Origin of the sequence: Bacillus sp. K2I17 (genome assembly GCF_002209985.1) — a bacterium.
Taxonomy (GTDB): domain Bacteria; phylum Bacillota; class Bacilli; order Bacillales; family Bacillaceae_G; genus Bacillus_A; species Bacillus_A wiedmannii.
The window spans coordinates 1-24,236 of sequence record NZ_NJGF01000141.1; the positions used below are offsets into that span (position 1 = coordinate 1).

The 24,236-nt window shown below is 34.2% G+C and carries 17 protein-coding genes and 4 pseudogenes; 3 read left to right on the top strand and 18 right to left on the bottom strand.

The genetic code is table 11. The annotated features are described in order from the left end of the window. The first annotated feature begins 412 nt into the window (after positions 1-412). The gene (locus tag CER22_RS31765; protein WP_088610579.1) at positions 413-619 is read left to right on the top strand and encodes a hypothetical protein; all 207 of its coding nucleotides are present in this window, start codon (positions 413-415) and stop codon (positions 617-619) included. Between the two features lie 329 nt (positions 620-948). Here CER22_RS31765 and CER22_RS31770 read toward each other — a convergent pair whose 3' ends face one another. Together CER22_RS31770 and CER22_RS31775 are read right to left on the bottom strand one after the other, a co-directional pair. Continuing rightward, positions 949-1,587 (bottom strand): nuclease-related domain-containing protein, encoded by a 639-nt coding sequence (locus CER22_RS31770; RefSeq protein WP_088610580.1) that lies wholly within the window; start codon positions 1,585-1,587, stop codon positions 949-951. 16 nt (positions 1,588-1,603) lie between these two features. Then, the gene (locus CER22_RS31775) at positions 1,604-1,987 is read right to left on the bottom strand and encodes a hypothetical protein (protein ID WP_088610581.1); all 384 of its coding nucleotides are present in this window, start codon (positions 1,985-1,987) and stop codon (positions 1,604-1,606) included. A gap of 125 nt (positions 1,988-2,112) precedes the next feature. Here CER22_RS31775 and CER22_RS31780 point away from each other — a divergent pair, with 125 nt between their 5' ends. Both CER22_RS31780 and CER22_RS31785 read left to right on the top strand, forming a co-directional pair. Next, positions 2,113-2,697 (top strand): hypothetical protein, encoded by a 585-nt coding sequence (locus CER22_RS31780; protein WP_088610582.1) that lies wholly within the window; start codon positions 2,113-2,115, stop codon positions 2,695-2,697. A 19-nt stretch (positions 2,698-2,716) separates the two neighbouring features. Continuing rightward, a complete protein-coding gene (locus CER22_RS31785; protein WP_179211980.1) occupies positions 2,717-3,295 on the top strand; it encodes a hypothetical protein in 579 nt (192 codons plus the stop codon). A gap of 50 nt (positions 3,296-3,345) precedes the next feature. Here CER22_RS31785 and CER22_RS32855 read toward each other — a convergent pair whose 3' ends face one another. The 16 genes and pseudogenes from CER22_RS32855 to CER22_RS31870 form a co-directional block, all read right to left on the bottom strand. Further along, positions 3,346-3,981, bottom strand: coding sequence for a hypothetical protein (locus CER22_RS32855; protein ID WP_142293631.1), 636 nt, complete (start codon positions 3,979-3,981; stop codon positions 3,346-3,348). Next, entirely contained in the window at positions 3,981-4,610 is a 630-nt protein-coding gene (locus CER22_RS31795) for a hypothetical protein (RefSeq protein WP_088610584.1), read from the bottom strand. The genes CER22_RS32855 and CER22_RS31795 overlap by 1 nt, the downstream gene beginning before the upstream one ends. Before the next feature lie 350 nt (positions 4,611-4,960). Beyond that, positions 4,961-5,674, bottom strand: a complete 714-nt coding sequence (locus CER22_RS31800; protein WP_088610585.1) for a transposase — start codon at positions 5,672-5,674, stop codon at positions 4,961-4,963. 16 nt (positions 5,675-5,690) lie between these two features. Next, positions 5,691-7,334, bottom strand: a pseudogene (locus tag CER22_RS31805) (helicase-related protein); the annotation flags it as partial. A gap of 93 nt (positions 7,335-7,427) precedes the next feature. Continuing rightward, entirely contained in the window at positions 7,428-9,227 is a 1,800-nt protein-coding gene (ltrA, locus tag CER22_RS31810) for a group II intron reverse transcriptase/maturase (RefSeq protein ID WP_088610587.1), read from the bottom strand. 700 nt (positions 9,228-9,927) lie between these two features. Then, positions 9,928-10,728 (bottom strand): annotated as a pseudogene (locus CER22_RS31820) (hypothetical protein); the annotation flags it as partial. 268 nt (positions 10,729-10,996) lie between these two features. Further along, a complete protein-coding gene (ltrA, locus tag CER22_RS31825; protein ID WP_088610588.1) occupies positions 10,997-12,862 on the bottom strand; it encodes a group II intron reverse transcriptase/maturase in 1,866 nt (621 codons plus the stop codon). A gap of 770 nt (positions 12,863-13,632) precedes the next feature. Continuing rightward, positions 13,633-14,517 (bottom strand): annotated as a pseudogene (locus CER22_RS31830) (hypothetical protein); the annotation flags it as partial. A gap of 71 nt (positions 14,518-14,588) precedes the next feature. Beyond that, positions 14,589-14,816, bottom strand: coding sequence for a hypothetical protein (locus tag CER22_RS31835; protein ID WP_088610589.1), 228 nt, complete (start codon positions 14,814-14,816; stop codon positions 14,589-14,591). Positions 14,817-14,831: 15 nt separating this feature from the next. Beyond that, complete coding sequence (locus tag CER22_RS31840; RefSeq protein ID WP_088610595.1) at positions 14,832-15,923, bottom strand: DUF6094 domain-containing protein; 1,092 nt, start codon at positions 15,921-15,923, stop codon at positions 14,832-14,834. 102 nt (positions 15,924-16,025) lie between these two features. After that, positions 16,026-16,163 (bottom strand): hypothetical protein, encoded by a 138-nt coding sequence (locus CER22_RS33510; protein WP_179211977.1) that lies wholly within the window; start codon positions 16,161-16,163, stop codon positions 16,026-16,028. Between the two features lie 21 nt (positions 16,164-16,184). Then, positions 16,185-16,598, bottom strand: coding sequence for a DUF6018 family natural product bioysynthesis protein (locus CER22_RS31845; RefSeq protein WP_088610590.1), 414 nt, complete (start codon positions 16,596-16,598; stop codon positions 16,185-16,187). A 749-nt stretch (positions 16,599-17,347) separates the two neighbouring features. Then, positions 17,348-19,009 (bottom strand): S-layer homology domain-containing protein, encoded by a 1,662-nt coding sequence (locus tag CER22_RS34050; protein ID WP_256943786.1) that lies wholly within the window; start codon positions 19,007-19,009, stop codon positions 17,348-17,350. Between the two features lie 247 nt (positions 19,010-19,256). Beyond that, positions 19,257-19,709 carry a hypothetical protein gene (locus CER22_RS31855; RefSeq protein ID WP_088610591.1) on the bottom strand — a complete coding sequence of 151 codons (453 nt, stop codon included), beginning with the start codon at positions 19,707-19,709 and terminating at the stop codon, positions 19,257-19,259. Positions 19,710-20,282: 573 nt separating this feature from the next. Continuing rightward, a pseudogene (locus tag CER22_RS31865) lies at positions 20,283-21,999 on the bottom strand (helix-turn-helix domain-containing protein). A 39-nt stretch (positions 22,000-22,038) separates the two neighbouring features. Next, positions 22,039-23,514, bottom strand: a complete 1,476-nt coding sequence (locus CER22_RS31870; protein WP_088610593.1) for a hypothetical protein — start codon at positions 23,512-23,514, stop codon at positions 22,039-22,041. Positions 23,515-24,236: the final 722 nt, after the last annotated feature.

Sequence of the window (24,236 nt, forward strand, 5' to 3'; positions counted from 1 at the left end):
AGGTGTTTTTTCTTTGTCTCACCAAATGGGGGCAGACCACCTATGATTCTACAGAAAGAATAGCGTATTTTTTCATTTTAGGGGGTATTTAATTTTGTTAGCTTGATAGCGATTGGGCGGTACCCCTAAAAAAGATTATATTATTTGTAATTTAGATGTTATATCCACGGTTATATGAATTTCCTTTCAAAATTGTGAATAGTTAAAAATAAATTTATATCAGCTAAGTTTACCTAAATGACCGATATCTAATCGTTCTATAAACTTTTAATCCAATAAAAATTCCATTCAATTAAAGTTAATTATTGAATTGTATATAAAGTGTTTTTTTAAATTTAGGCATTTCTATTATAACTTTGGACATCTATACCTAATAAAATGCTTTAAGTGCTTTAATTTATAAGGGGGAATTATGGTGACAAATTTATACATTCAACCTGAATCTTCAGGTTATGATTATGAACGTGATTTTCATTCACATCACCCACATTTTCGGTGGAAACTATGTATTTATAAAAATGGTTGGACACAGCAGTATTGGCATAAATTTGTTCCTTCTTGGCAGTCATGCCCAACTATGACTGATAATGAATTAGTATATCAAGTATTAATTCCATAAAAAAACGGAAATTACTTATTTAAAAATGAGTAGTTTCCGTTTTTAAAGAAAAAATTCTAGCCTATTTTCAATTGCGCTTTACTTATATAGTTCTGTTCTCTAAAGTTTTCCAGGTGGATTTTATATTCATAGGAACCTTAATTTCTAAAAAAATATTTATATTTTTATTAGAAAATCTTTTAGTTTACTATTCTCAACTACTTATTTATTCTTTCCACAAATTTTTTTGAATCTCCTTTTAACTTGTAATACTTCATATTAAGACGAATAGCTACTACAGCGATTAAAATAAACCCTATTACATATAACATTGTTCCTTTCTCCATTTCTTATTGTTTAGCGAACTTATCCTGTAAATACTTCACATGTTTCTTTTCAATACCCTTATCCGTAATGTTTGCTCGCAACATAGTTTGATAAATATGTTGGACCTCATCATTTGTTAGTTGCACCTCAGTATATGATTCAATACATTTTTGTAGATCGTTATAATACAGTACATGTTTATCTTTAGAATGAACATGTACTCTTTTTAGACTGCATTTTGGATGGAACGCTGCAATAGAGATACATGGCAGCTGTTGTTCCATCACCCATTCAATGGCTTTTATATGTTTATAGTTTTGGCGAAATGGATTTTGAAAAGAGGCTTTCTTTCTAAAAATACCTTGTGTCCACCTTGCAGATTTCTCATTTCCATAGATCCATCCTTCATAGTTCTTTGTCTCTACAACAAATACACCGGTTTCCGCGATAACAATATGATCAATTTGCGTTGTATCACCATACTCCGTATAAACCGTCACATTATGTAACACAAAGTAACTTTTTGGATCTAATTTACTTAGTATACGTTTTACCAGTTTCTCTCCAGCTTTTCCTTTCCATTTTGGTACATGTTTTTTCACAACACTATTCAACGGTATTAGAACCGCAATAAGAATCAATTCAAATATCAATACTTTCATAATAGAGTCCTCCTTTTTACACCCTTGCGTTTCTGCGCATTAAACGATATACATGCGTTTCTAATCCTAAAATAAAATATGAGATACATAAGCCTTTTATCACCATCTCTACGAATCCTAATGCTAATGAAACAAGGAGCCCACCTCGAAACTGAAAAGGTCTGGTTACTCTTCTATTTACTGGTTTTTCAATGACTCCAAAGTTGGCCCAGGTAGGCAAACGTTTTTCCACATTTTTCACGGTACCCATTAATCCGTATTTTAACGATAGAATGAAACATCCAATTAATAAATAAGCAACAGAAGAAAAATAGATAGATAGGCCTATTACGATGCCTGTCAGTAACCAGCCTATTAATATAGAATTTCGCAAAGCAATATATTCTCGATTTCTATTCAATACAAACAGTCCTTTCAAAATTAATAAGGTTATTTTTATTTGGGAAATATTTACATTTGTTTATACGCATGATATGATACGTCTATATTAATTTACGAACTAGCCTAAAAAGGATTGTGATAGATATGTTAAAACTTGTAGTAGATAATACCGTAACAGAACAAGAAACGGATTCAGCTTTTTCAAACCTTTTCACCTGCAAAGACTGTGTATACTATCTTTCAAAATCAGATTCTTGTAGTCTACAATTAGCAGCTGATTCAAATAATCCCCTTATCCCTTATGAGTGTGGGAACTTTGAAGAAACCTATGAAATTGGAACGGAAGATCCATTGAATTCACATATTCATCAACAGCTTCGTGAAGAAAAAGCACAAATGCTGGCTGAAAATTATCCAGCACAACCTTCGATTGATCCAATTCATAAAGACGCAATATGGTATGGAGCAACAGATTATGGTTGTTGGATTGTAAATGATGCAAAGAAGCGCTTTGCACTTGCAGAACAGGTACCTTTCGGTGATAATAATATGTCATCTAAAAAATACGCATCTCCTTTTCCTTTACATGACCATGGTGCAAAAGAAGGTATTAGGCACTATATGTGTTGGTACGTAAATGAAAAAGGAATTGGCGAATACCATCTTCTTATTGGTGGTGTCATCATGAAAATTGCAGAAGGAGTTAAGAAACTTGGATTCAATTACTAATCGTATCTACAAGAAAAGAATGTTAGAACATACCATACTATTTAGTTTGGTACAGCTGGTACCACTGTTCGTATCTACCGGTATCATATATATATTGCTAGAACTTACTGATACGGAGTGGAAAACCTGGTTTAGTTATGAAGGAATCTTTGCAATTATTTTTCTTATAACAAGGCTCCAGGTGTTTCAGAATAAGAAAAGTATTATTTCTTTAAATCAACACGAAAAATGGTTTTCAAAGCTAAATATTTTCTTGGTCTCTATATTTCTAGTATTATTTGCATCCATACCAACTCTATTAAAGATTGCTTTCATTCTACAAATGGCTATTATTCTATTTCTATTAGAGCGCATTTGTTTGTATATTGATCGTTTACCTATACATAATTTATATCGAGTAAAAGAGATCGTTTGTGATAAAAAACAACTCAAAATCGAACGAATTATTCCAAATAATGAAGAACACGGTACTCATACAATCAAAACAAAGGATGACCAATACTTTTTATATACCGCTGTGTATTTGAGCGGCATACTATCGCCAATATCGAAAGAAGTATTTGAAGAATATGAAAGAAAGAACCTAATGGGTAGATAAAAGGTACTGAATGTATATTCAGTACCTTTTATCTCTTTATATATAGTTCTTTACATATTAGCAAATAGCCATGGAGCAAGTACGGCTAACAGACACAGCAAACAAGATCCTGTTATGACACGGTTGGCCCAACGGTAATACTCAGGCTGTTTCGTACTCTCATGAATTCTTCTTAAACGAATACCTGCGATTAACATAAATGGTGTGAAAATAAGTGCTGTTGCTTTAAACAGGTCTAAAAAATCCGTAAAGATGTTCATAAACGAAAATACATCGGAACTGAACAAGAAGTACACACTTAGTCTCATAGACATCATGCTAATAAATGAGAAAACCATACTTCCGGTTGCCCACTTCATCCATTGACCATTCTTTGTAATTAACGCCATAACCATGACAATAACGCCTAATACGAATGAAATAGAAAAGATATTGACTCCTACTTTAAAAGCCGGCGCATACAATCCTTCAATCTTTTGTATGATTGATGATCCAAATGAATCATCTTTCTCTGTTGTTTTCGTTCGATTGTTTAGACCTTCTTTAAATGATGATGAAACATCGTTCCCCTTCAATTCATTAAAATCTACTTTTACAGAAGCTTGAGCTGCTTGTAAGGGTATAAGTAGTAAAATCATTAAAACAAGCGTATATAGGACTCCAAGCATCCCTTTCTCTTGTTTCATCACACATCACCCGCTAATTTTGGTTTGATGCTCTTTAATTTGATTTCATTTCCTTCTGCAGCATAATAAAGATCTGCTGCATAATAGATATTTGCTTTTGTATATGCCCCCATAATTGCATTTGCAATTTCCTCTTTTTCTACTGCCACATATGTTTCATTGTCATTGTAAAACTCAATTTCAATTCGATTAATATTATTATTTAATACTGTAATATGTAATTCTTTTAAGCTATCTAAGCGATTTCCTAATCCACACACCAACTTAAAGACTTTATTTGCAATTGTTGGTGGTTTCACATACGTCGTATTAAAATGAATCGTTTCATCATCTATCACACCATCTTCCTCGACTTCACACGTCATAATGAAAGAATGATTTTGTTTTTCAATTTCTTGTTGACTCAACTTGCGATCAATGACATACTTCACGCTTGTTGACAGGTTTTCTATATATTCATCCAGTTCGGTATTTGAAATTTTAACCTCTGAGAATTCCGGAAAAATCATGTAAGCGTGTATATTCGAACTACTTTTACTTACACGTAATACCTGGACTTGTTTCTTTTCATAGCGCACCGTTTGTTCTAATTTTTCTACTACATTGTTACTTAGGGAATTAATATTCATTTACATTCACCTTTCAAAATTATTATTTTTTTAACTCAAAAATATTTTTAACTTCATATAATCCTCATGGTTGGATTTTATCTATTTTAAGCATTGCAATATGATATGGAGGTCTCGAAACTCCTATTCTAAGATTAATTAAACACTTTAATCTCAAAACATTTTAATATTACAATGACGTTCAATGTCTCATTATAGTAGAATATCCTTATATGGTGAATCATTCTGTCCCACTCATTTGTACAAAAATAAAAAAATGTTTTATTCTTGTACAAATGAGTGAGAAAATGCTGTATTTCATGCTATTTAACTAAGAAAATACAACTAGGAAATACAACTAGGAAATAGATTCATATATTCCCTAGTTGTCTATCACTCCAATTAATTAATGTATAAGAATAAGGTGAATCAACTTGTAATTCTAAATACAATGGTTGATTTTCTGGTAAGATTTCTCCCTCTGTATGAATCCAATAACGCTTGTTATCCGACATATTCAGTACGCGCGTCAGTCCTTGTTCTCGTCTTATTACTTTTGCAGTCCACTTCACAAAATCCATATCTTCAACATCGGATACTCCTTGTGGAAAAGGTAGATTCTGCTCTGTTTCTAGTGGGATTGGCAACTGTTCTAGTTCCGAAAATGTCTCCTCATATTCAAATACTTCCTCTGGTATATCCTCATCGCTCGGAAAAGGGATATCATATACTGCTTCAGAAGCAGGAGTATGATGAAATTCTTCAGCATACTCCACTTCTTCTATAGCCTCAAGTTTTAGCCTGTCACTCTCTTCCTCACCCAGATTCTTATGAACAGATGTAGCAACTAAATCATAAATACTTGCTACATCCTTTTCTAAGGAGATTTCTTTTGTTGGAGCAGTAACACGTTCTTGTTCCCTTCCGATAGGTCTATTTTCTCTTGGGCACCAATAAACGGGGCGTTCCACCGGTTTATTTTCCCTTGCTTTTTTCTTGGCTTCTTCTATTTGAAATTTTTTCTTTGAATTATAAACTGCAAAAAACACATAACAACATAGACCAATAAAAATTTTTGTTAACATAATATTCTCCTCTCGATCATCCAAATAAATCGAACTCAAACTGTCCATCGATTACTTTGTTTTTTCGTTTTCCTTTCTTTTTAGAAGAATCCACTTCAACAAGAACTGAATCCCAGAATGTGATATCTTGTTTTTGTACAAGCATACGCTTATCAGTATTCAGTGTTGTTAAAGCTCGAATGACATCTTCTATTTCTCCATCTATTTCAAGTACATTCTGCTTCACTCGAACTCCAGGTACTTGCTCTTTTTTAATACATTCAATAGCCCTTTGTACAAATTGAGCCTCTTTCATAAATGCAACATCCATAGTTCCTGGTAATTTTCCCACCCAGTTCGTAAATTGCATTTCAATTGATTCAAACACAGGTGTAATCACATTACCGATATTTGCAAGTACTCGCTTAGATTCTTCCGATGCTGCCTGTATCCATTCTTCTGTTGAACCTTTTAATTGATTCCCGCTTTTAATGTTTTGAATTAATAACGTTTGAAGATCTCCTGTATCACCAAGCATTGCATTCAATCCATCACTTGTTGCATCACCGTTCATTGCTTCAGCAGCTTTATTCTTTTGAGCAATTAATTGCGCCATCTGCTGTTGGAACGTTTCTCGGTAGCCAAGATAGAAGGTTCTACATTGCTTTGTTTGACCAATACGCCAATGTCTTCTTGCAGCTTGGTTTAACGTAAATAAGCTAAATGATAGTTGGTAGAAAATTAATGTTGGTGTCGCCAGCAAGTCCAATCCTACCTTGACTAATTCTTGTGAACAGATGATAACATTCACACCGCTATTTACTTGCTCTTTTAACCATGCACTGCGCTTTGGCGGAGTAACTGTATTCGTGCGAAGAATAGATACTTTCGCACCAGGTACTTGCTCTGCAATCTTTTGTAAACGAGGCTGAACGTCTCGTTCTTTCACTGTAGATCCTGTATCAGATACATAAATGATGGTTGGACGGCCTTCAGAGATTTCAGTATGCAATATTTCTTGCAACTTCTTCTCCTTCGGCTGTATACAATCCTCATCAAATTTGAATTTATCATTAGACCAAACCAGTTCTTTTCCTGCATTATCTAAGTAATAGTTCGGATAATGGATCATATTGTCTGGATATGCATTACCTGTACGAATATAAGAAAGCCACAATTTCCCGGCGTCTGGTGTACCTTTCGCTGCTTCGATTGCTTTTTCGAACGACTCTTTCATATGCTCATAGGCTTGCTTTTGCTCTTCAGACATATCAACAAGAATTGTAGGGACATTGACTAGTTCCACAGGATTTGGCCATACATCTATAAAGCGTACATTAATGGTTGTATCCATTAAAAATTGGGTAAACACATAAGGTGAAATACCAGGTACGACCTTGGTTTTATCTAATGTACCTTGTGCTCCTCGTGAAGCGATATTAGATGTGACCTCACCATCATGGTAATATGTTCTCTCGATGTTTCCGTAGGTTTCATTCCATTCCATTAAAGAACTATATTCAAAACCACTTTTCACCATTTTTTGAGGGAATAAGCGCCATAATGTATAGAATACATCGCTCGCTCGGCCACCAAATAATGTACCTGTACCCGCTACAAATTTCTTACAAACCTTCGCTAAACTTCCTAAAGCCGTTCCTTGTGCTGTCTCACTTTTTAATAGCGATAGGTAAGGTTTTGAAATAATCTCCACCTTTTCCCCCGCTCCACACCGTACGTGAACCTTTCAGCTCATACGGCGTTCCCTCTAGTTTTATCTAATAGTAATTCTTTCGAGTTTACATAGCTTCCTGAGTTGGTTGATTTTCTCAATTTGTTTTGTGTGCAATCGGAATCTATTAACATACCTTAGTATAGTGCCTTCTAGTGATGCATGGATTAGTGTATGGATATCTTTATGAACGATGATAAGATTCTGAAACTCATCTGTTCCACCAAGGAAAGTGGGTTTCTTATGATGACAGTGAACATCCCTAGCTTTAAGCGGTAATCCAGTAATAAAACATTTCCCTTTTTGTGCGGAATATTTGGATAGTCTATTGTCCATATATTCGATGCTCCTATTAGGAAGTCTGGATTTCATCAGCTCGGTAAGTTCTTTGTCCCAATCGAATACTTTTTCATCTGTATAGGGGTTAATGGACTGTGAATAATTTAGATTATTCTTTGTTGTAACCTGCCCTATAGGAAAAAGATATACACCTGCTACCCTGTATGTTTTACGTGTATTTTTGTAAAACTTTAGGTATGCCCCTTTCTCTGGAAGTTCATTAGGCTTGCCATACCATGCAATCTTTTTCAGTCGGTTGTTAAGAGTTCGTAAAACCCTATATTCAATGTCGCTCATATCCTTAACAATGTGAGTAGCATATTGGAAATTATTTTGGACTCCTAATACTACTGAATTGTAAAGATTTGCATTGCCGGCCGTAGGATGCTTTTGTATCTCATAGATTCTTTCTTTTAATTTCGTGATGATTTGTTTTTGTTTGTCATCATCTATATGCGAGAAGAATACCCTTTTGTTTTCCTTGATAGCAGTTTTAAATTTATAACCTAAGAAGGAAGACGACTTCTTTCGAAGATTAATAATTTTTGATTTATATGGTGAGATTTCAAGCTTTAATCTTTTATTTAAAAAATCAACTACTGCATGAAACCATTTAACCGCTGAATCGTGAGTGTTAGTCATAATTCTAAAATCATCTGCGTACCTCACTAAGAATCCTTCTTTAAGTTTAGAATTTCTTCTAAGGTTAACGTATTTGGAATAGTTGACGGAGTATTGGTACCTTGTTTCAAAGCATTCCCATTGATCGGCTACCCATTGGTCTAAGTCATTGAGAACAATGTTAGATAGCAGCGGTGAAAGAATTCCACCTTGGGGTACGCCTTTTGTTGGTGTACCTTCTCCTTTAATCGGTGCTTTAAGCATTTTGCTAATTACAGCGATTACTCGTTTGTCCCTTATGCCAATATTCCAGACTTGTTTAAGAAGAATGGAGTGATTTACATTATCAAAGAAACCTTTTATATCAATATCAACCGTGTAGTGATATTTATTGATATTTACTAATGTTTGAACTCTTGCAACCGCATGTCGTGTAGTACGTGTTGGCCTAAAACCATAAGAATGATTGTAGAATTTCCCTTCGCATATTGGTTCGAGAACGTTCAGGAACATTTGTTGGACGATTCTGTCTTGTATGCAAGGAATACCTAAAGGTCTTTTCCCTTTTGAGTAATTTTTATCTATCCATACACGTCTAACCGATTTTGGTTTGTAATTTAACACTAGTTCTCTCATATAATGAATGAACTCATCTTGATTAGTATTAGCAAGATCCAAAATTGTTTGGTCATCAGTACCCGGGGTTTTTGAACCGGTGTTTGATTTAACTTGCCGATATGCTAATAAGATATTTTCATCCGAAATGACAATCTCTAGTAGGTTCTTGAAATTCTTAGTACCCTCACGACTTCTTTGGAATAAATCATTCTGTATTCCTGTGAAATCGTAGTATTGTTTATGTCGATTTGCTATCGCGCTCATTGGTGTAGAAATCAGCTCCTCTAAGTGATTTCCAACTCACCTTCTTACCCGAAATATGAGCTACAACTCTAACTCGAATTTCTATTAGTAAAACTAGACTTGGGCCTATCCCTCCACTATGTTTCCATAGCTTCAACGGTACTGTGACCCTACTTTCACAACCATAAACACATTTCGATTCGTTATTGAATCTTATAGTGAACTTCCCACTGATAGGTGTTTGGTATAGAAGTTGGCTGCTTACCACGTTCCAATATACCTAGCTTTACATATACCCTTAGATGGCTGCTTTACACCTGTGAGCCTTATAGTCTCTTTGTTGACTATGCCGATTTTCATAACGAATAATCTTACTCATCGGTATCTCACACTACATAAGTAGCAAGAAAGGTTTCCCATTCTTTAGTCCTATAGGCGCGTACATTCGCAGTCTTCGTCAGTTCCCCATGGAACATTCTCATCATAGGTATTTTATAGCGTCCCGGCCTATCTCTAACCATACCCTCTCTGTAAGAGTGGCTTTAGAATTAGATTCAGCCGACTTCGCCTAGTTTCATACATAACGCAATGTATCTCTATCAAGATAAATGCATGTAGGAGTATTAGACTGTCAGTTTCAGCTCAACATGACGGCTTTCATTCCTGACATCGGTATATCAGTTGTACCTAAAATACTTTTAGGCCACCTATTTCGTATCAATTAAGCGACACTTATAAGGTAACGTGTCACACATTCGTGGACTTCATCAACGATAAGAGCATCAAAAAAGTGTTTCATTTTTCTACGAATATACTCAACCGTAGCTACCTTTCGATATGCTCGTCCTGATTGCTTCGCATCATATGGCTTCACACGATTCTCTAACTCTAGTTGTTTTTGCAGCGGTTTATTTCCCTCTTTTATTGCTTGCACTAATTTATTTTCATATTTGGTCCAATCTTTAAAACTTGCATATTTCGTTTTTACTTTTGGGCTCCAAATATTTGAATTACAATCAGCACATACACTGTTTTTATTTGTTTTCGAATCTAAGTCACTTCCTGTAAAATCTTTATACTGACAGACTTCTTTCTGTTCACCATTAGCTTGGTGAACCATAATAGAAGATGTTTTTTTACGTAACTTAGCACCACAATCTGGACAGTAATATCCATTCTTATAATATCTTTGCACTTCTTCCTCTGACTTCTTTGAAAGTGCAATTTGCTTATAAGGTAATGGCATCTGTTTAATAGAGTCCCCTCGCATTGTAGTAAAACTAATGACAAAGAAGGTTGGTTTTTCTGGTTTTGGTCTTCCATCCTGGATCCAAGATTGGTGAATGCGAATTAAATCCTCTGTACGTTTAATCAGATGTACTTCTGCGTCTGGTATTAAGTGTCGTATTTCTTCTTTTGCCCACTTCTCAGTTAAAGTCGGTGGAACAAATACGCAGGTACGATATCCCTTTTGTCCTGTCAAATGGAAATATCCATCTACTGTCGCTGTCATAATTGCACTTTATGTGTGGCATCTCAATCCGTAAGGATTGAGGTAGCCACTACCCATTTCGGGTGCGATAGGTAAGACTTTGAAATAATCTCCATCTTTTCCCCCGCCCCACACCGTACGTGCGATTTTCACCGCATACGGCGTTCTATCGGGAAGCCATATTTCAAACTGTTGTCTCAGTTCTCTATAAAGACTGTTATAGCATTGCGACTATAACCGCCATTACACTAATTTGTTCAAATACGAATAAGAGTTAATTTATCCTCGAAAGCCGTACTTACTTAACCTCTTTAAGCAACTTTCTTAGTTGCTCTATTTTCTTTCCACCTTTTGTATTGGTAACGGGATTTTCGTTGTGAACCAGCTTGTGGCATGTTTTGCACAAGGAAACCAGATTTATCACCTTATTGACTTTATTGAGTGGTAGTTTAGGGTTTTTATGATGTGTGTTAAGATTCCATTCATTTAGCTGAACCTTACAACAGTTACATTTTCCCCTATCTCTGTTAAATGCGTATTCTCTATTCAGATAGTATTCAAAGTTATATATCGGATAACGGTTGTTGAGTTGGTAGAAAGGAATCTCTTCTTGGAAGAAATTCGGTCTTTCTAGTGCCTCACGTTTGCCGGTTGTCCGTTTATAAATACTCCGGCCATTTTCTGTGTAGGGCGACATTAAGAGATTCACTTTCATCGCATTACGTTTTGGTGTAAATGCAACTTTGGTAATTCCTACTTTAGCTCCATGTTCTTCAATAAAGAATACTTTGCTTTTTTGCTCTTTGTGTCTATCTCTTCTATTTAAGAGGGTATCCGCTGGAGTGGTTAGTTGATAATATCGTCCACGACGATTATTCATAAACAACCATGTTCTCCATTGGGCGTAATGAATACGTTTGTCAAACCCTTGAAATATAGTAGATACATTGGCGATTTTATAATAGTTTGCTATGCCAACAATCTTTGAGTTGATACTCTCGATTATGGCAACCTGTTTGGATTTATTACCACGATGGTCATAAAGGGTTTTAACATTTTTATTAATCTCCTTTATTTTTGACTTGGCTTTATCCATGTTAGGGATAGCTTTTCCTTGTATGTTGCCTTTTCTAAGCCGATGTTCTTCTGCAAAAATCCAAAATCCTAAGAAATTGACTCTATTTGTTCTCACATCAGTGATTAAGGTCTTCTCTTTGGACAGCTCCAGTTTCAATTGATGGTTAAAATATTTCTCCACTTTTTTGAGAATCCTCTTGGCATTTTCCTCGCTTTTGCAAAGGATAACCCAGTCATCTGCGTATCGAATTAGAAATGTATCCTCATGTCTTTGTCGGACACGTTGTAGTCCATTTCTTGAAACGTCTTTGACCTTGTATCTAGCTGGATGCTCTTGGAACATTCTAGCAATCTCCCAATCAAAATAATTAAGATAAATATTAGCCAGAAGAGGTGAGATGATACCGCCTTGTGGTGAACCACTAACGCTATCTCTGACCTCCCCTCCTTCCATAATTCCTGCTTTTAACATTTTCTTAATCATCATAAGCACTCTTTTGTCTCGGATTCCTATTTTCCACATTATTTCAATCAACTTATTGTGATTGATGTTATCGAAATACCCTTTAATATCGCCTTCAATTACCCAATAGGTTTTGCTTCTCCTGATACGTTCAAGTGTTTCAGCAATGGCTTGTTCAGCTGAACGCATTGGTCTGAAACCAAAGCTATAATGATAAAACTTAGCTTCTGCTATGGGTTCAATGACAATTTTGGCTATTTCTTGTATGATGCGGTCTATCATGTTAGGAATACCCAAAGGACGTTGCTTACCGTCTGATTTTGGAATGTACTTTCTTCTTACTGGACTAGGTTGATAGTTATTAATGTTCCTACGAATTAGGGAGATTAACTTATCTCTACCCATTTGAAGATAGTAGTCAATAGTTTTACCATCAATGCCAGCAGTTTTGCTTCCCTTATTACCCTTGATATTATGAATGGCGGTCAATATAGTCTGCTCGTTCTTCATAAGTTCAATTAGGTTGTAGAAAGGTTTACTACTTTCTTTGGCTATTCGGTACATGCTATCAAGTGCTAGTTTTAGCTCTTTTTCGTTTTGTGGAAATTGTTTATTATCCTTCATTTCTATATGGATCGCCCCCTTGATTAGAGAAATGGACTATCCGAAATGAATTAACTCTTTTACTCTCACATGGTTCGTTTGAACATTTCCTCGATTAGTGCAATACTTCTCGACTAACACCCTTCCCTAGAATAGTTTCTCTCCTCTCCTACACTTCGTTGCGGAAGCAACTTATAGCAAGATACAAACGGCTATTCATCATAGGTACTATGGTGTCGCTGACTTCCAATAAGTTTCATAGGCTCCAATACCTCCGCTTATTGGCTCTCGCACGTTCCCTTTAAACCAGCCCTTCTTTTACATTCCTTAGATGCCCTCTATACTCCGACGCTACTTGTTCATGAGTAGACTATTCCTAACTCTCATGAATCTTATATAAGCTCTGGAAAGACCTATATAAGCAATTTCTCCTCAGGCAAGAGAGAAATATCTTCACGCAAGACCCAATCATATATCTCGTTATTAGATTGGGGAATGAGTAACGGAGCGTACATACGAGGATTCGATTTCGCTCATCATAGAATGTTTTTAAAGCCTACCGCCCTAAATCCACGTTCAACGAGTTCGCTTCAAGGACGACTTCACCTAGCTTCAGACCCCTATCATATTGAAATGATAGACGCATGTAGGAGTCTCATAGACATGACTTGAATTGGAATATTAGTCATGACAGGGAAATTCCACCCTGTAAATCGTTTAAAGAGTTGTAACCAATCTTAATAAGATTCGGCCCCCACTTTTCGTGTTTAAGCTACACTTATAGCGGAACGTGCCGCACTTCCGGACGACATTTCCCCCTGTATAATGATTCCTTTTTGTACTTGTAATGCTTTTGCTGCACCTGTTGCTACATGTGCCTGTACAGGGAATAAAGGTCTTTGATATGTATCAAAATGAGATAATGCCTGTTCTTTCATCGGTTGATGTAAAGGCTCATCTAATTTTGTTACCTTATCAAGCATGACAGGCGAATATTCCAGTAGATATTCATTTAAATCATTAATTTCGTTGATTTTTTCACCTGTACCCTCTTGCGGAAATTGACATTTTCCAGTGCGTATCATTTCTGATAAAAACTCTTTACAATCCTCTTCTTTTAGCACTACCTGCGCAATAGATAGAGAAGTAAATTCATTCCTATCAAAATAAACCTTTAATGGTTGTAACAAATTTCTTGTTAACATCTCTTCATAAATTGGCTTTGCCCATTCTTCTAAGATTGGGAGACCATACGGAGGAGCCATTAAGAAATCTCTTACTTGCATTTCTGGTGCTTCATCAATTGCAACAATATACTTTTCTTCTACTTCTTTAGAAAACGCAATAATTGCCTTTTTTCTATTTACTGTTTGTGTATTTATAAACTCAAATTGTCCTTTCGAGATTACATTCATTTTTTTGCCTAGTACATAATGTAATTCTTCTTTTTGTCCCTCTCCAAAATACAAACGTTGAGTACCCATTGATATGGCTGCTCTGAATGACTTTAATGTACTGTCATTCGCACCCAATACTGCAAATTGCATATGGTTGTTATGATTAACTGCCATAGCAAAGCAAAAAGCTGAATGTGAAGCAGTTCCTGTCTCCAATTGCAGCATCGCTGGTGTTTGTTCCTGATCAAATGTATCTTGTTTAATTATTTCTTGTAGCATAAGTTTCCCTCCTAAAATAAAAAACGCATCATAATCGATACGTTTCATGTCCTACTCATTTAATTTATGTTTTAAAAATCTATAAACTGTTTCCACTCTGGTAATGATTGTTCATCTGCAGATAACATATCGCCTACACCATGGAATACTGAGAATTGCTCTAATACTTCCAAATGTATACCTGCACCTAATTGAGAAGCACATAAACAAATGACTGTAAGTACAATAGCAATACGAAACATACGATTACTAAATTCCCATACGATAAATAATGCTCCTATTCCTAATAGTACAGACATAGCCTTCTTCCTTTCCTAGACAAGTTCTTTGACTACACCAGTTGGTGTTGCGGTGATAAATTTAGCGCGACGTTTTTGTAAAACAACTTCTTTCGTTGTTTTTTCCAATTGCTCAAATGAATGTTCATAATACACATTTTCAGATCCACGAACTGCATGGAGTGTATCACCTTCACCAAGCAAACCATCTGCCACACCTGTTATCAGCAATAGTCCTAATTGTCCGGAAGCAATCGGCATCTTTGCTCTTTCAGCAGCTGTTTTCTCACCTTGAAGTGAGTAGCCATTCCCTCTATTTAAACGCTTCTTTAATGATGCGATTCCCTCTGATTTGCCTATACCTTTATAAGCATCTTTATAATCCACGCGAGATGTGAAAATTAATTTATTTTGATGTTGCAATTCAGGTATAACCCAACTTTTATGAGTCACCATTTCTGCTAATGTATTCACATGTTTTCTTACGAAAGCAAGATCAGACATATTTTCACAAAAATTAGCAAATCTATCATTGAAATATGTATCATTTTTCGTAGCTGCACGCTTACGGCCAATAAAAACACATTGCTTAAATTGCTCAAATTCTTCATTTTCATCACCAAAACGCATCAAGCCTATTTCCTCATAATTCTTTGCTAAGTAATAACTGATATCGTCTCTAGCGAATCTGTCGTATGGAATGACATACACCATGATCCCACCTTCTTGTAAATAAAGGTGAGCACGCTTTAAGAAGTTGAACTCCATTTTCTCTGATTTTGTATTTTCTGTACGAAGCTCCGTATTATAAGGAGGATTTAAAAAAATAAGCGGAAAATAGTTATGACTAATCATCATGCTTTCAAAGCTTGAGCGTACTACTACATCTAATTGCTCTTTTGCTTGGCCATATCGATTTGCATCCAGCTCTACGCCATACGTATGAAACTGGACTCCCGCCTGCTTCGTTTCATCTGCAAAACTTCGTAAAATTGTCCCTTCTCCACAGCATGGATCAAAGCAAGCATAAGCTCGCTCTGATTCCATTTGTAATAATTGTACTAAGTGTTTCCCTTCTGTTAGTGGTGTTGGATAAAATCCCGCCGCTAAATCATTCCCTAAATGCATAATCGTTCCCTCCAAGTTCTTTTTTACAATAAAAAAAGGAAGATCCAAGTAAATACATCACTTAGTTCCTCCTTTTACCCTCTATATACTACCTCGACTTTATTAAAACGGTAGTAAATCATCTGCAATCTCCGATAGCTCATCCAAACCAGCGAATATATCATCCGACTCTTTGGATTGCTCGTTTGTTTCCTGCTCTTTTGGATCACCTAATGCTGTCCAAATGGTATCCTTTTTCACACTTATATCCCCCTATCCTACTTATTTTTCAGTTTCATAAACCACTTCTTCATAATCAAAAAAGTAATCTTTTAGCTTACGAATAAATTTACGTAACTTTGGTTCGGCTACGATCTTAGTACCACTATAAAAACTTTGTTGCCCAACAAAGCGCCATAAGATGACATAGCCTACCTTCATTTCCTGAATCCCTTCAATATATAACGCGATTTCATGAGTGGCTTCTTTTTCATTTAGAGCATGTGGCTTGAAATATTGAAATTTACCATCTGGTAATATAATTTCTGCTTCAAAACACCCTCTCATTTGATTTACTCTTGCTCTGGATTCAGATGACATTGCTGGTGCAGCATATGACTTCTGATTATTTTCCATTCGTGTTTTATGCTCCTCTACTGTTGGTACTAGTTTTAAGTGTCTACAATCTTTTTTCATTTTTAAATCTCCTCTACTGTTTAATTTGTTATGTTATGAATCATAAATAACCCCGCCTGCAAACTTGAAAACAACACAAAAAGGGCTTCTTCAAGTCGATTAAAAATGTGCATAGCAAAATAAGCTATATATACACTAATCGGCTCAAAGAAGCCCTTTCACAATTGAAACAAGACGCAACTTGCTTCTACAACTCAACCACAACACAAAAAAAGGTGTGGGAATAAACGGAATCAAATAAACTAACAATATACCTATATATTATACATTCAAGATTGAAATATCAAGATTTTTTTAATACAAGGACTTACTTACTGATGCAGTGAAAGGTTTATGGAAATAACTCTTTGAGAAAGCTTACAGTGCGTGCATTCCTACATTTATTAATCACCTCGTCTAAAATACAAGTTCCTGTCACTTCATTTAATTTTTCCGAGAGATTAACTAAAGACCCATACCTGATTGTTTGGGCCAAACAATCAGGGTGATACAAGGTTTTGCATCTGAAATTCCCGTTGGCCCATACCTACTTGTTACGCAAGTTCTTGTAGCTAATGGATAGAAGTTTTTCGAGAAATTTTTCACATAGTACACGTAACTTCTTAAATAATGTGTTGTTATTTGTAAATATAAATTAGGGCGCTCGTTCATGCAGTACTGCATGAACGAGCGCCCTAATTTCATTATTTTATACATTTTCTTAAGGTGATTTCCATAATTCCGAATACAGCCCTTTTTATAAAAAATATTTAAATCGGGGTTGGAATATAATTTGGATCCAGATACATAGCTTTATATAAGAATACAGCCATTTGTTCACGTGTTACATTCGCATCTGGACTAAAATTTTTATTCCCTGTTCCATTCGCGATTCCATTGCTATATATCGCTTTTACATATTCATTTGCCCAATGATTTTTCATATCATTAAACTCGTAGTCAGCTTTTACTTTTAAGTTAAATACTTTTGTTAGTACAGATGCAACCTCTGCCCTAGTTGCTGTATTTTTGGGATTAAATTTCTTCTCTGAGTTTACAGAAAAAATCCCTTTCTTTGTTAATGCTAATATTTCTTTCTTAAACGGACTATCTTTAATATCAATATATGGATTATCATTCGTATCTACTGGTTTTAGATATCTATATAAAAATGCTGCCAGTTGTTCACGTGTTACATTGTCTGCCGCACCGAAATATCCATTTCCATATCCAGTCATAATTGTATTTCCTGCCATAGCTGATATTTGTTGGTATGCCCAATGTCCCCTTGGAACATCTGAAAATACAAATGGGTTTATAGTTACGGCTGAATGAAGATATTGGGCACTTTCATTGTAATCTAGCCTTACATCTGCTGGGGTCTCAGGTGACCACGTGTCACGAACTACAATATTTTGGAATTTTTCATTTAAATCAGCAATATATATTTCTTCATAAGCTATTCCAGTCAAATTATGATTTATATATGTCGGATGCTCACTAGTGTTTATAACTAGCGGACGTCCTCCATTTATTTCATTTTTATACTGTTCAAAAGTTGGAGACATTACAAAATCCATTATAACAGGATACCCATGAGAATTCCAAAATTTCTCAATTCCTGGTACCATATCCTTATGATATGTAAATCCCCCGGTAATGCGTCCATCTGGCTCATATACAACTTCAGTTGTATGCATACTTTCTGCTAATCGCTCAATTAGTGAGTTTACATATTCCAATCTGATATTAAACAAATTTGGGAAACCTTGGTTCGACCAATATACTACTACATTAGCGAATGCAGTTGGAGTACATCCTTTATACCACATATAATCAGGAACGTTTTTTATCTCCTTATCATTATAAACATCTTCTAATATTATTTTCTCACTAAAACTCTTAGCTGAAAAAGTATTTTTATTTAATTTGTTTATTTCTGTTTTAACATCATTGTTTCCTTTTACTTTAATGTTATCGATACTTTGAGTATTACCACTTGAAAGGTGAGTAACTTTATTTCCCACTTTTTTAAAATGTTGTATTGGTCCTGTATAAATAGCTTGTCCTTCTGATATATCTTTGTAAGGGTTACTACCTTTTCTTGTAGATTCTATAATCGACGAACCATGAACTTTACTATTCACTATAACGTAACCATAGTCTTCTTTATCTTTTTGAACTTGAAACAAGTAGCCCCGTACTTTTCCGTCTAAATCATTTAGAGCCTTACTTTCACTTAAATTAGCATTTATCCATGGAGAATATGATAGTTTACCTATACTTTTTACATAAACTTCAGCTTTCTGTTGGGCCTCTTCTTTAGTTATAATTTGATCGTTTTTTTCTGAAGCGAAAGAAGTTTGTAAATTACTAAATAATAATCCAATTAATAGACATAATATGAATGAAAACTTTACAAGTTTATTCAAAAGAAACTCCTCCGTTTAAGGTTTTGAACATTTACTAGATTCCATTTAATTTTAATAATTGTAAAATCCCTTGTACTTATCTTTTAAAATACGCTTAGTAGTTATTAAATGTTCTATTCCACTATAAAAGTATTTAATTTGATATATAGTAAATGACTAATATAAAATACTGAACTTATAGTTATGAATTATATTAGCCATTTCTATTAGTAATTTCTAAAAACTACTTAAGTAAGTGAATTAAATATTAATAAAATGCAACTTTTCCAATTACAAACATTTTAGATGATACCGTTTTTCCAGTATTACGGTTTGTAATCGTAATATAGTAATATCCCCAATAGTTATTGTTTTTCACTTCATCTGCTTTATAAATTGTTTTTTTAATTTCAAATGTTTGTGGTGCATCATCTTCCCCTATTATTGCTTTTGCACTTAAATATATCCCTAAATATGTTAGCATATTATTAAGTTTTTTTATGGCAGTTAATTCTGGAACTAAAAACATCAACCCAAGAGCAAAAGCAGCCTCATTGTCCATATTAGTTGGATCGGTTCCTACCATTTTCACTTCTTCTTTATAAAAAGTATGACCTGGCTTTTGCATTGCATATGCCTTGTTTGTAAATACATCTAGTGAAGTAAAAGTGAAAATCATTGCGAAAATACTGACTTTTTTTATTTTTTTCCCCAGAAACATTGTTTCTCCCCCTTAATTAATGTTTATATGAATCTTCATATGAAGCATCATATACTAAACGAGGTGAATTATTATGGATAAGAAAAAAATCTTTTTTGTTCTTGATGTAATTGCTCTCTTTGTATCGATATTTTTCTTTTTCTACAGTTTGTTAGTACATCATTCGTGGCCTTTTTCTGTTATATTTTTCTTATATACTATTCGAAAGTTATATGATATAGCTTTCGATAAATAAACATTCACAGTTTTGAAAAAAAATACTTTTAAGGTAAATAATAACAACCACGTTTGAATTATATATATATATATCAATTCTCCTGAAAGATAAATACTTTTTGAAAAAAAAGAAAATTTAGAATTATATTTTGTTATTTGTAAATTAGTTACTACTGTTTTTGTATCCATATAAAACCTCTTTTCTATTAATTAGATAATGAATAATATTTAAATGTTTCAAGTCCTAGAAAACATTTGTTAAACAGGTACGTGAAGTATTTAGTAAAATTAAAAGGGGCTTAGACACGAACACGACTAAGCCTCTTTATATTAATGTGCTTACTTATACACTCGCTGTTACAACAGATTAACTACCTCTTGTCTCTCTATCCACTTATCTAATTTACTACGTGTTTCCTCACTTAATCGTTTTCTCTTACCAGCTAACAATTTTGAAAGATTAGAAGGTGATATCTCTATTTCCTTTGCCAAATCTCTTAAACTACACTTTTCATCTTTATAGTAAAGGATCTTCTGCTTGTACCAATTAATATCCTTATTTACCTGTTGCTGATTCAATTGAGGTGGCTGAATTTCTTTTGTCTCCACACCCAGTACTTCTATTACTGGTTCTTTTACCAAGGTTTCCATCAATTTATTTTTAGGTGCTATTTTTTTCTTTTGTAGAAGCTCTTGCTGTAGCGATACCAACTCATCGGTAGGTGTAACCGTTACTTTAAGATTTAACCAATAATTTTCAAGCCAGTTACGCCCAGAACATTTCCCCTCATCAATCGGTGTTTGGTATTGCCATTCCTTTATTACTTCATCACGCATTAAGTCATCAAGCGTCTTCTCGAATACGTTTCTTATTCTAGCAGGATTTTGCCCCATGCTTACACCCATAACACTTAGAAGACCTTTAGGACCCCCAATTGAATAAGGGTGTACTAAATGCTGATAAGCTTGCTGAATTCGCCATCTCCAACTTAAATACCTAGTCAACCTCTTGTGATACCTCTGTTGTTTACTGTTGTATTCAAGAGCCTTTTTAGACAACAAACCAGTCAATTTTTCTGATCCATATAAATACTTAGATAAAAATGTTCCAGGTGCAACATTCATACTTTCAATACCTAGCATTTCATCGGTATCAATATCTTTAGCAAATACTATTTCATCCATTACAAATAGTCTTCGTACTCGTTGCTTTTTATAAGCAAGTGACTCATTTGGATTCTCATCATCATTTAATATAACTATTTCATTGTCTTCGTTTACATATATAAAAATACTTGCCAGTGCAGCTAAACGCTCCATAATCTTTAAACGGTCCTCTTTACGATAGTAGGACTTACCATTTCTCACCTGCTTCATGCTACACATTTCTAATATTTCTTCGTAACCTATATGCACTGGGCTATTTTCTGTACTTGCAGACTTTACCCATATCTCGGTTACAATATCTAAACAATCTGCAGTTAAATCATCCATTACTCGATCAACAAAAGTAGAATCAACCAATGTATTCCACCTATTTAACTCCCCTGCACCTCTTAATTTCAGGTCTCCATCATTAAAACGTGACGATACCACTACAAGACTATTACTCTTATCTGGTAGTTCAGCGATATGTGCATTTAATTCCTTATCTTCAGTAAAATTATTTTTTGCAATTGTATCCGTCAAATGGTACATGAACCCAGCACTACTATGTTCGATAAAGTTCTGCTGCTCTTCCGTATATTTTTTTCTCGCTTTTGCTTTACTAAAGGAATTTCAAACTCCTTTTCAATATCATTAGCAAGTACTTCAAATACTTCAGGTCGGTACTCTTCTATCTGAGCAACAACTTCCATAATTCCAACACCTTGCGACTCCTTATACGATATCCATTTTGCAAATTTTTTAAAGGAGGCAGATGTATACACAGGATCATCTATATAAGCTATATCACTATTAATGTACAAAGCCCTTTCCATTTGTGGAAGATGCGTTCGTTATTTTTAACATTTTGAAATAGTGGGTATGCCACTAATAATGTGTTTTGAAACAATTGTTTTAACTGATCCATATTTCCCTCCAATACACCTGATATGGTGCACAAACATATTTATTCATGTACTAACTCTTCTTTTGAGTTTGCCGCTAACTTCTGTAATAATTTCACACTATGCTCTTTAATTTCTTTTGAACGCATTAAATATACTATAACTTTTTCAAATTCTCGCTTCTGTTCGGATGATAGTGCTGATAAAACAAAAGGATGCATCTTATAAACCCAAATATATTCAATAATTTTATTACTCTTGGCATACTTCTTGATTTCTTCTAATACATGTTCTTTACCGTAAAAAAGCGGAAGAGACTTATCTCTGTATTTTTCTATAAATTGGTATACTATACTACCTACAGGTGCGTTCTCATTATTAATATTTTCTTCAAATCTCTTTATAAGCTTTCTCATCCTGTTTACCACTAGTGCATTGGAATTATTTAAAATTCCGCATAAATACATTAAATCTAAAATTAACATATTAGCAGTGTCTTTAAAATTAATGTTTTCGTGTAGCCTTCCATGCGCAGCAGTATTTCTCAATTCAATAAAATCGTACTTAAAGTATTCATGACATTGGAACCATCTATCTTTTTTAACTATCTCTTCTATTTTTTTATCCAAAGAGGTACGTTCTATACTGGCCGAAGAAACTCCTAACTCAATACAATAATCATATATAATCCCTTCAATTTGAAGAGGTATAATCTGGCAGAATAATTCCATTCTTCCTTCTTTATAAATTCCTATTGCTTGTTTAAGCATGCTTCTCTTATTTAGAACATGATTTTCTTCAATAAGAGATAGTATTTTATTGTCGATTTCATGTGTAATTATATGTCTATCTACCAGTGCATTAAATTCTTCAATTTTATTACTATTATATAGACATTTCAATTCACTTCGTTCCATTGTTCCAAGGAAATTAAATTTATAATTCAAGCCGGCAAACACTGAAATTTCGTATTCTTCTTCCCTATATCTAAAAGAATATCGAACTGGTAACATTTCATTGAAACTTCCAGAACGCGAAAGATCGAATATTTGATCCCAATCTTTTACTTCTTTATATACACATAATTTTATTTTCCCTGTCATATATTCACATATTTCGTCTTTTGCTTTAGATAGCTTTACAACTAAGTATTCATATTTTTTCTTTACATATCTATCAATATCTTTATCTTCCTGCTTTGACTGATATTCTTGTATCATAGAATTTATTTTTCTTAAATCCTCCATAACAAGAAAGACTTCATGATTAAATTGTTCATAAGGTTCTTTATCCTCTTTAATTTTCATTATTCTATAGGCTACAAATTGATAGAGTTCTTCTTCCTCATAGGGTAGACTCTCTAACTTATAACTGAATTTTTCACAGATCCTTTTAGAAACTTCTTCTTTGCTTAATTGAAATACATCGATTTCAAGAACATCGTTTAAAAAGTGACGTGCAAGTACACTTTTATTAACGCGAAAGAATAAGTCGTTATCTATTAATTTATGTATAGCTCTCTCTATTTTTTGTTCCATGATCAATCCCCCAAAACATGTACACCATATAAATGATATTAAGAAATTATCTTTTAACGTCTTTACCAATATATTTAATCATACCTTGCTGACTTTTTTGTTTCAATTTGTATTGTTTCTTCTTTTGTCGAAAGGAAACTCCTTTCCCAAGTTGTGCGTATAACGAAAAAGGAGGAAACACCTGCAACCAAATACACTAATTTTAGGATACGTATTTCCTCATAAAACAAAAAAAGGAAACACTTTTCCCAAGTCATGCGCGCAACTTTTTTATAATTATGCCGAAAATTCTTTTATATCAATGATTGTATTGTATCTTTATTTTTTAAAACATAAATAAAATCTATTTTTTTCCCAAGTCGCGCGCGTAAAAAAACGGGAAACAGGAAACATTTTTCCCAAGTCGTGCGCGTAACTAAAGAGTAATTAGTAAAAAATGCGATTAAATCAAGGTTTATTGTGCTTCCATGTTTCCTCTAGCACCGAAACAGGAAACATATTTTCACAAAAGTTGCACATGAAATTTTTTGTATTTTTTTTTGAGGCCTTGTGGCTCAAGGGGTAAGCGTGTGTTTCCTCTTTTTTAAAACTCTCTTAAAGGGCACGTTTTTACAAAATTCGTTTTGCTATAATCATAGTTGGTATATTTTATAGTATTTTGGCATATATTTCTGAATTTGTAGAACGGAGGTGAAAAAGATGGGGAAATCATTTGTAATACG

Bases quoted from the DNA above. Each gene is read 5' to 3' on its own strand.
- CER22_RS31845 (WP_088610590.1), bottom strand. From the start codon at position 16,598: ATGAAAAAAGATTGTAGACACTTAAAACTAGTACCAACAGTAGAGGAG.
- ltrA (WP_088610587.1), bottom strand. From the start codon at position 9,227: ATGAGCGCGATAGCAAATCGACATAAACAATACTACGATTTCACAGGA.
- CER22_RS31785 (WP_179211980.1), top strand. From the start codon at position 2,717: ATGTTAGAACATACCATACTATTTAGTTTGGTACAGCTGGTACCACTG.
- CER22_RS31770 (WP_088610580.1), bottom strand. From the start codon at position 1,587: ATGAAAGTATTGATATTTGAATTGATTCTTATTGCGGTTCTAATACCG.
- CER22_RS31780 (WP_088610582.1), top strand. From the start codon at position 2,113: ATGTTAAAACTTGTAGTAGATAATACCGTAACAGAACAAGAAACGGAT.
- CER22_RS31870 (WP_088610593.1), bottom strand. From the start codon at position 23,514: ATGGAACAAAAAATAGAGAGAGCTATACATAAATTAATAGATAACGAC.
- CER22_RS31840 (WP_088610595.1), bottom strand. From the start codon at position 15,923: ATGCATTTAGGGAATGATTTAGCGGCGGGATTTTATCCAACACCACTA.
- CER22_RS31765 (WP_088610579.1), top strand. From the start codon at position 413: ATGGTGACAAATTTATACATTCAACCTGAATCTTCAGGTTATGATTAT.
- CER22_RS31800 (WP_088610585.1), bottom strand. From the start codon at position 5,674: ATGTTAACAAAAATTTTTATTGGTCTATGTTGTTATGTGTTTTTTGCA.
- CER22_RS31835 (WP_088610589.1), bottom strand. From the start codon at position 14,816: ATGTCTGTACTATTAGGAATAGGAGCATTATTTATCGTATGGGAATTT.
- CER22_RS31855 (WP_088610591.1), bottom strand. From the start codon at position 19,709: ATGTTTCTGGGGAAAAAAATAAAAAAAGTCAGTATTTTCGCAATGATT.
- CER22_RS32855 (WP_142293631.1), bottom strand. From the start codon at position 3,981: ATGAAACAAGAGAAAGGGATGCTTGGAGTCCTATATACGCTTGTTTTA.
- CER22_RS31795 (WP_088610584.1), bottom strand. From the start codon at position 4,610: ATGAATATTAATTCCCTAAGTAACAATGTAGTAGAAAAATTAGAACAA.
- ltrA (WP_088610588.1), bottom strand. From the start codon at position 12,862: ATGAAGGATAATAAACAATTTCCACAAAACGAAAAAGAGCTAAAACTA.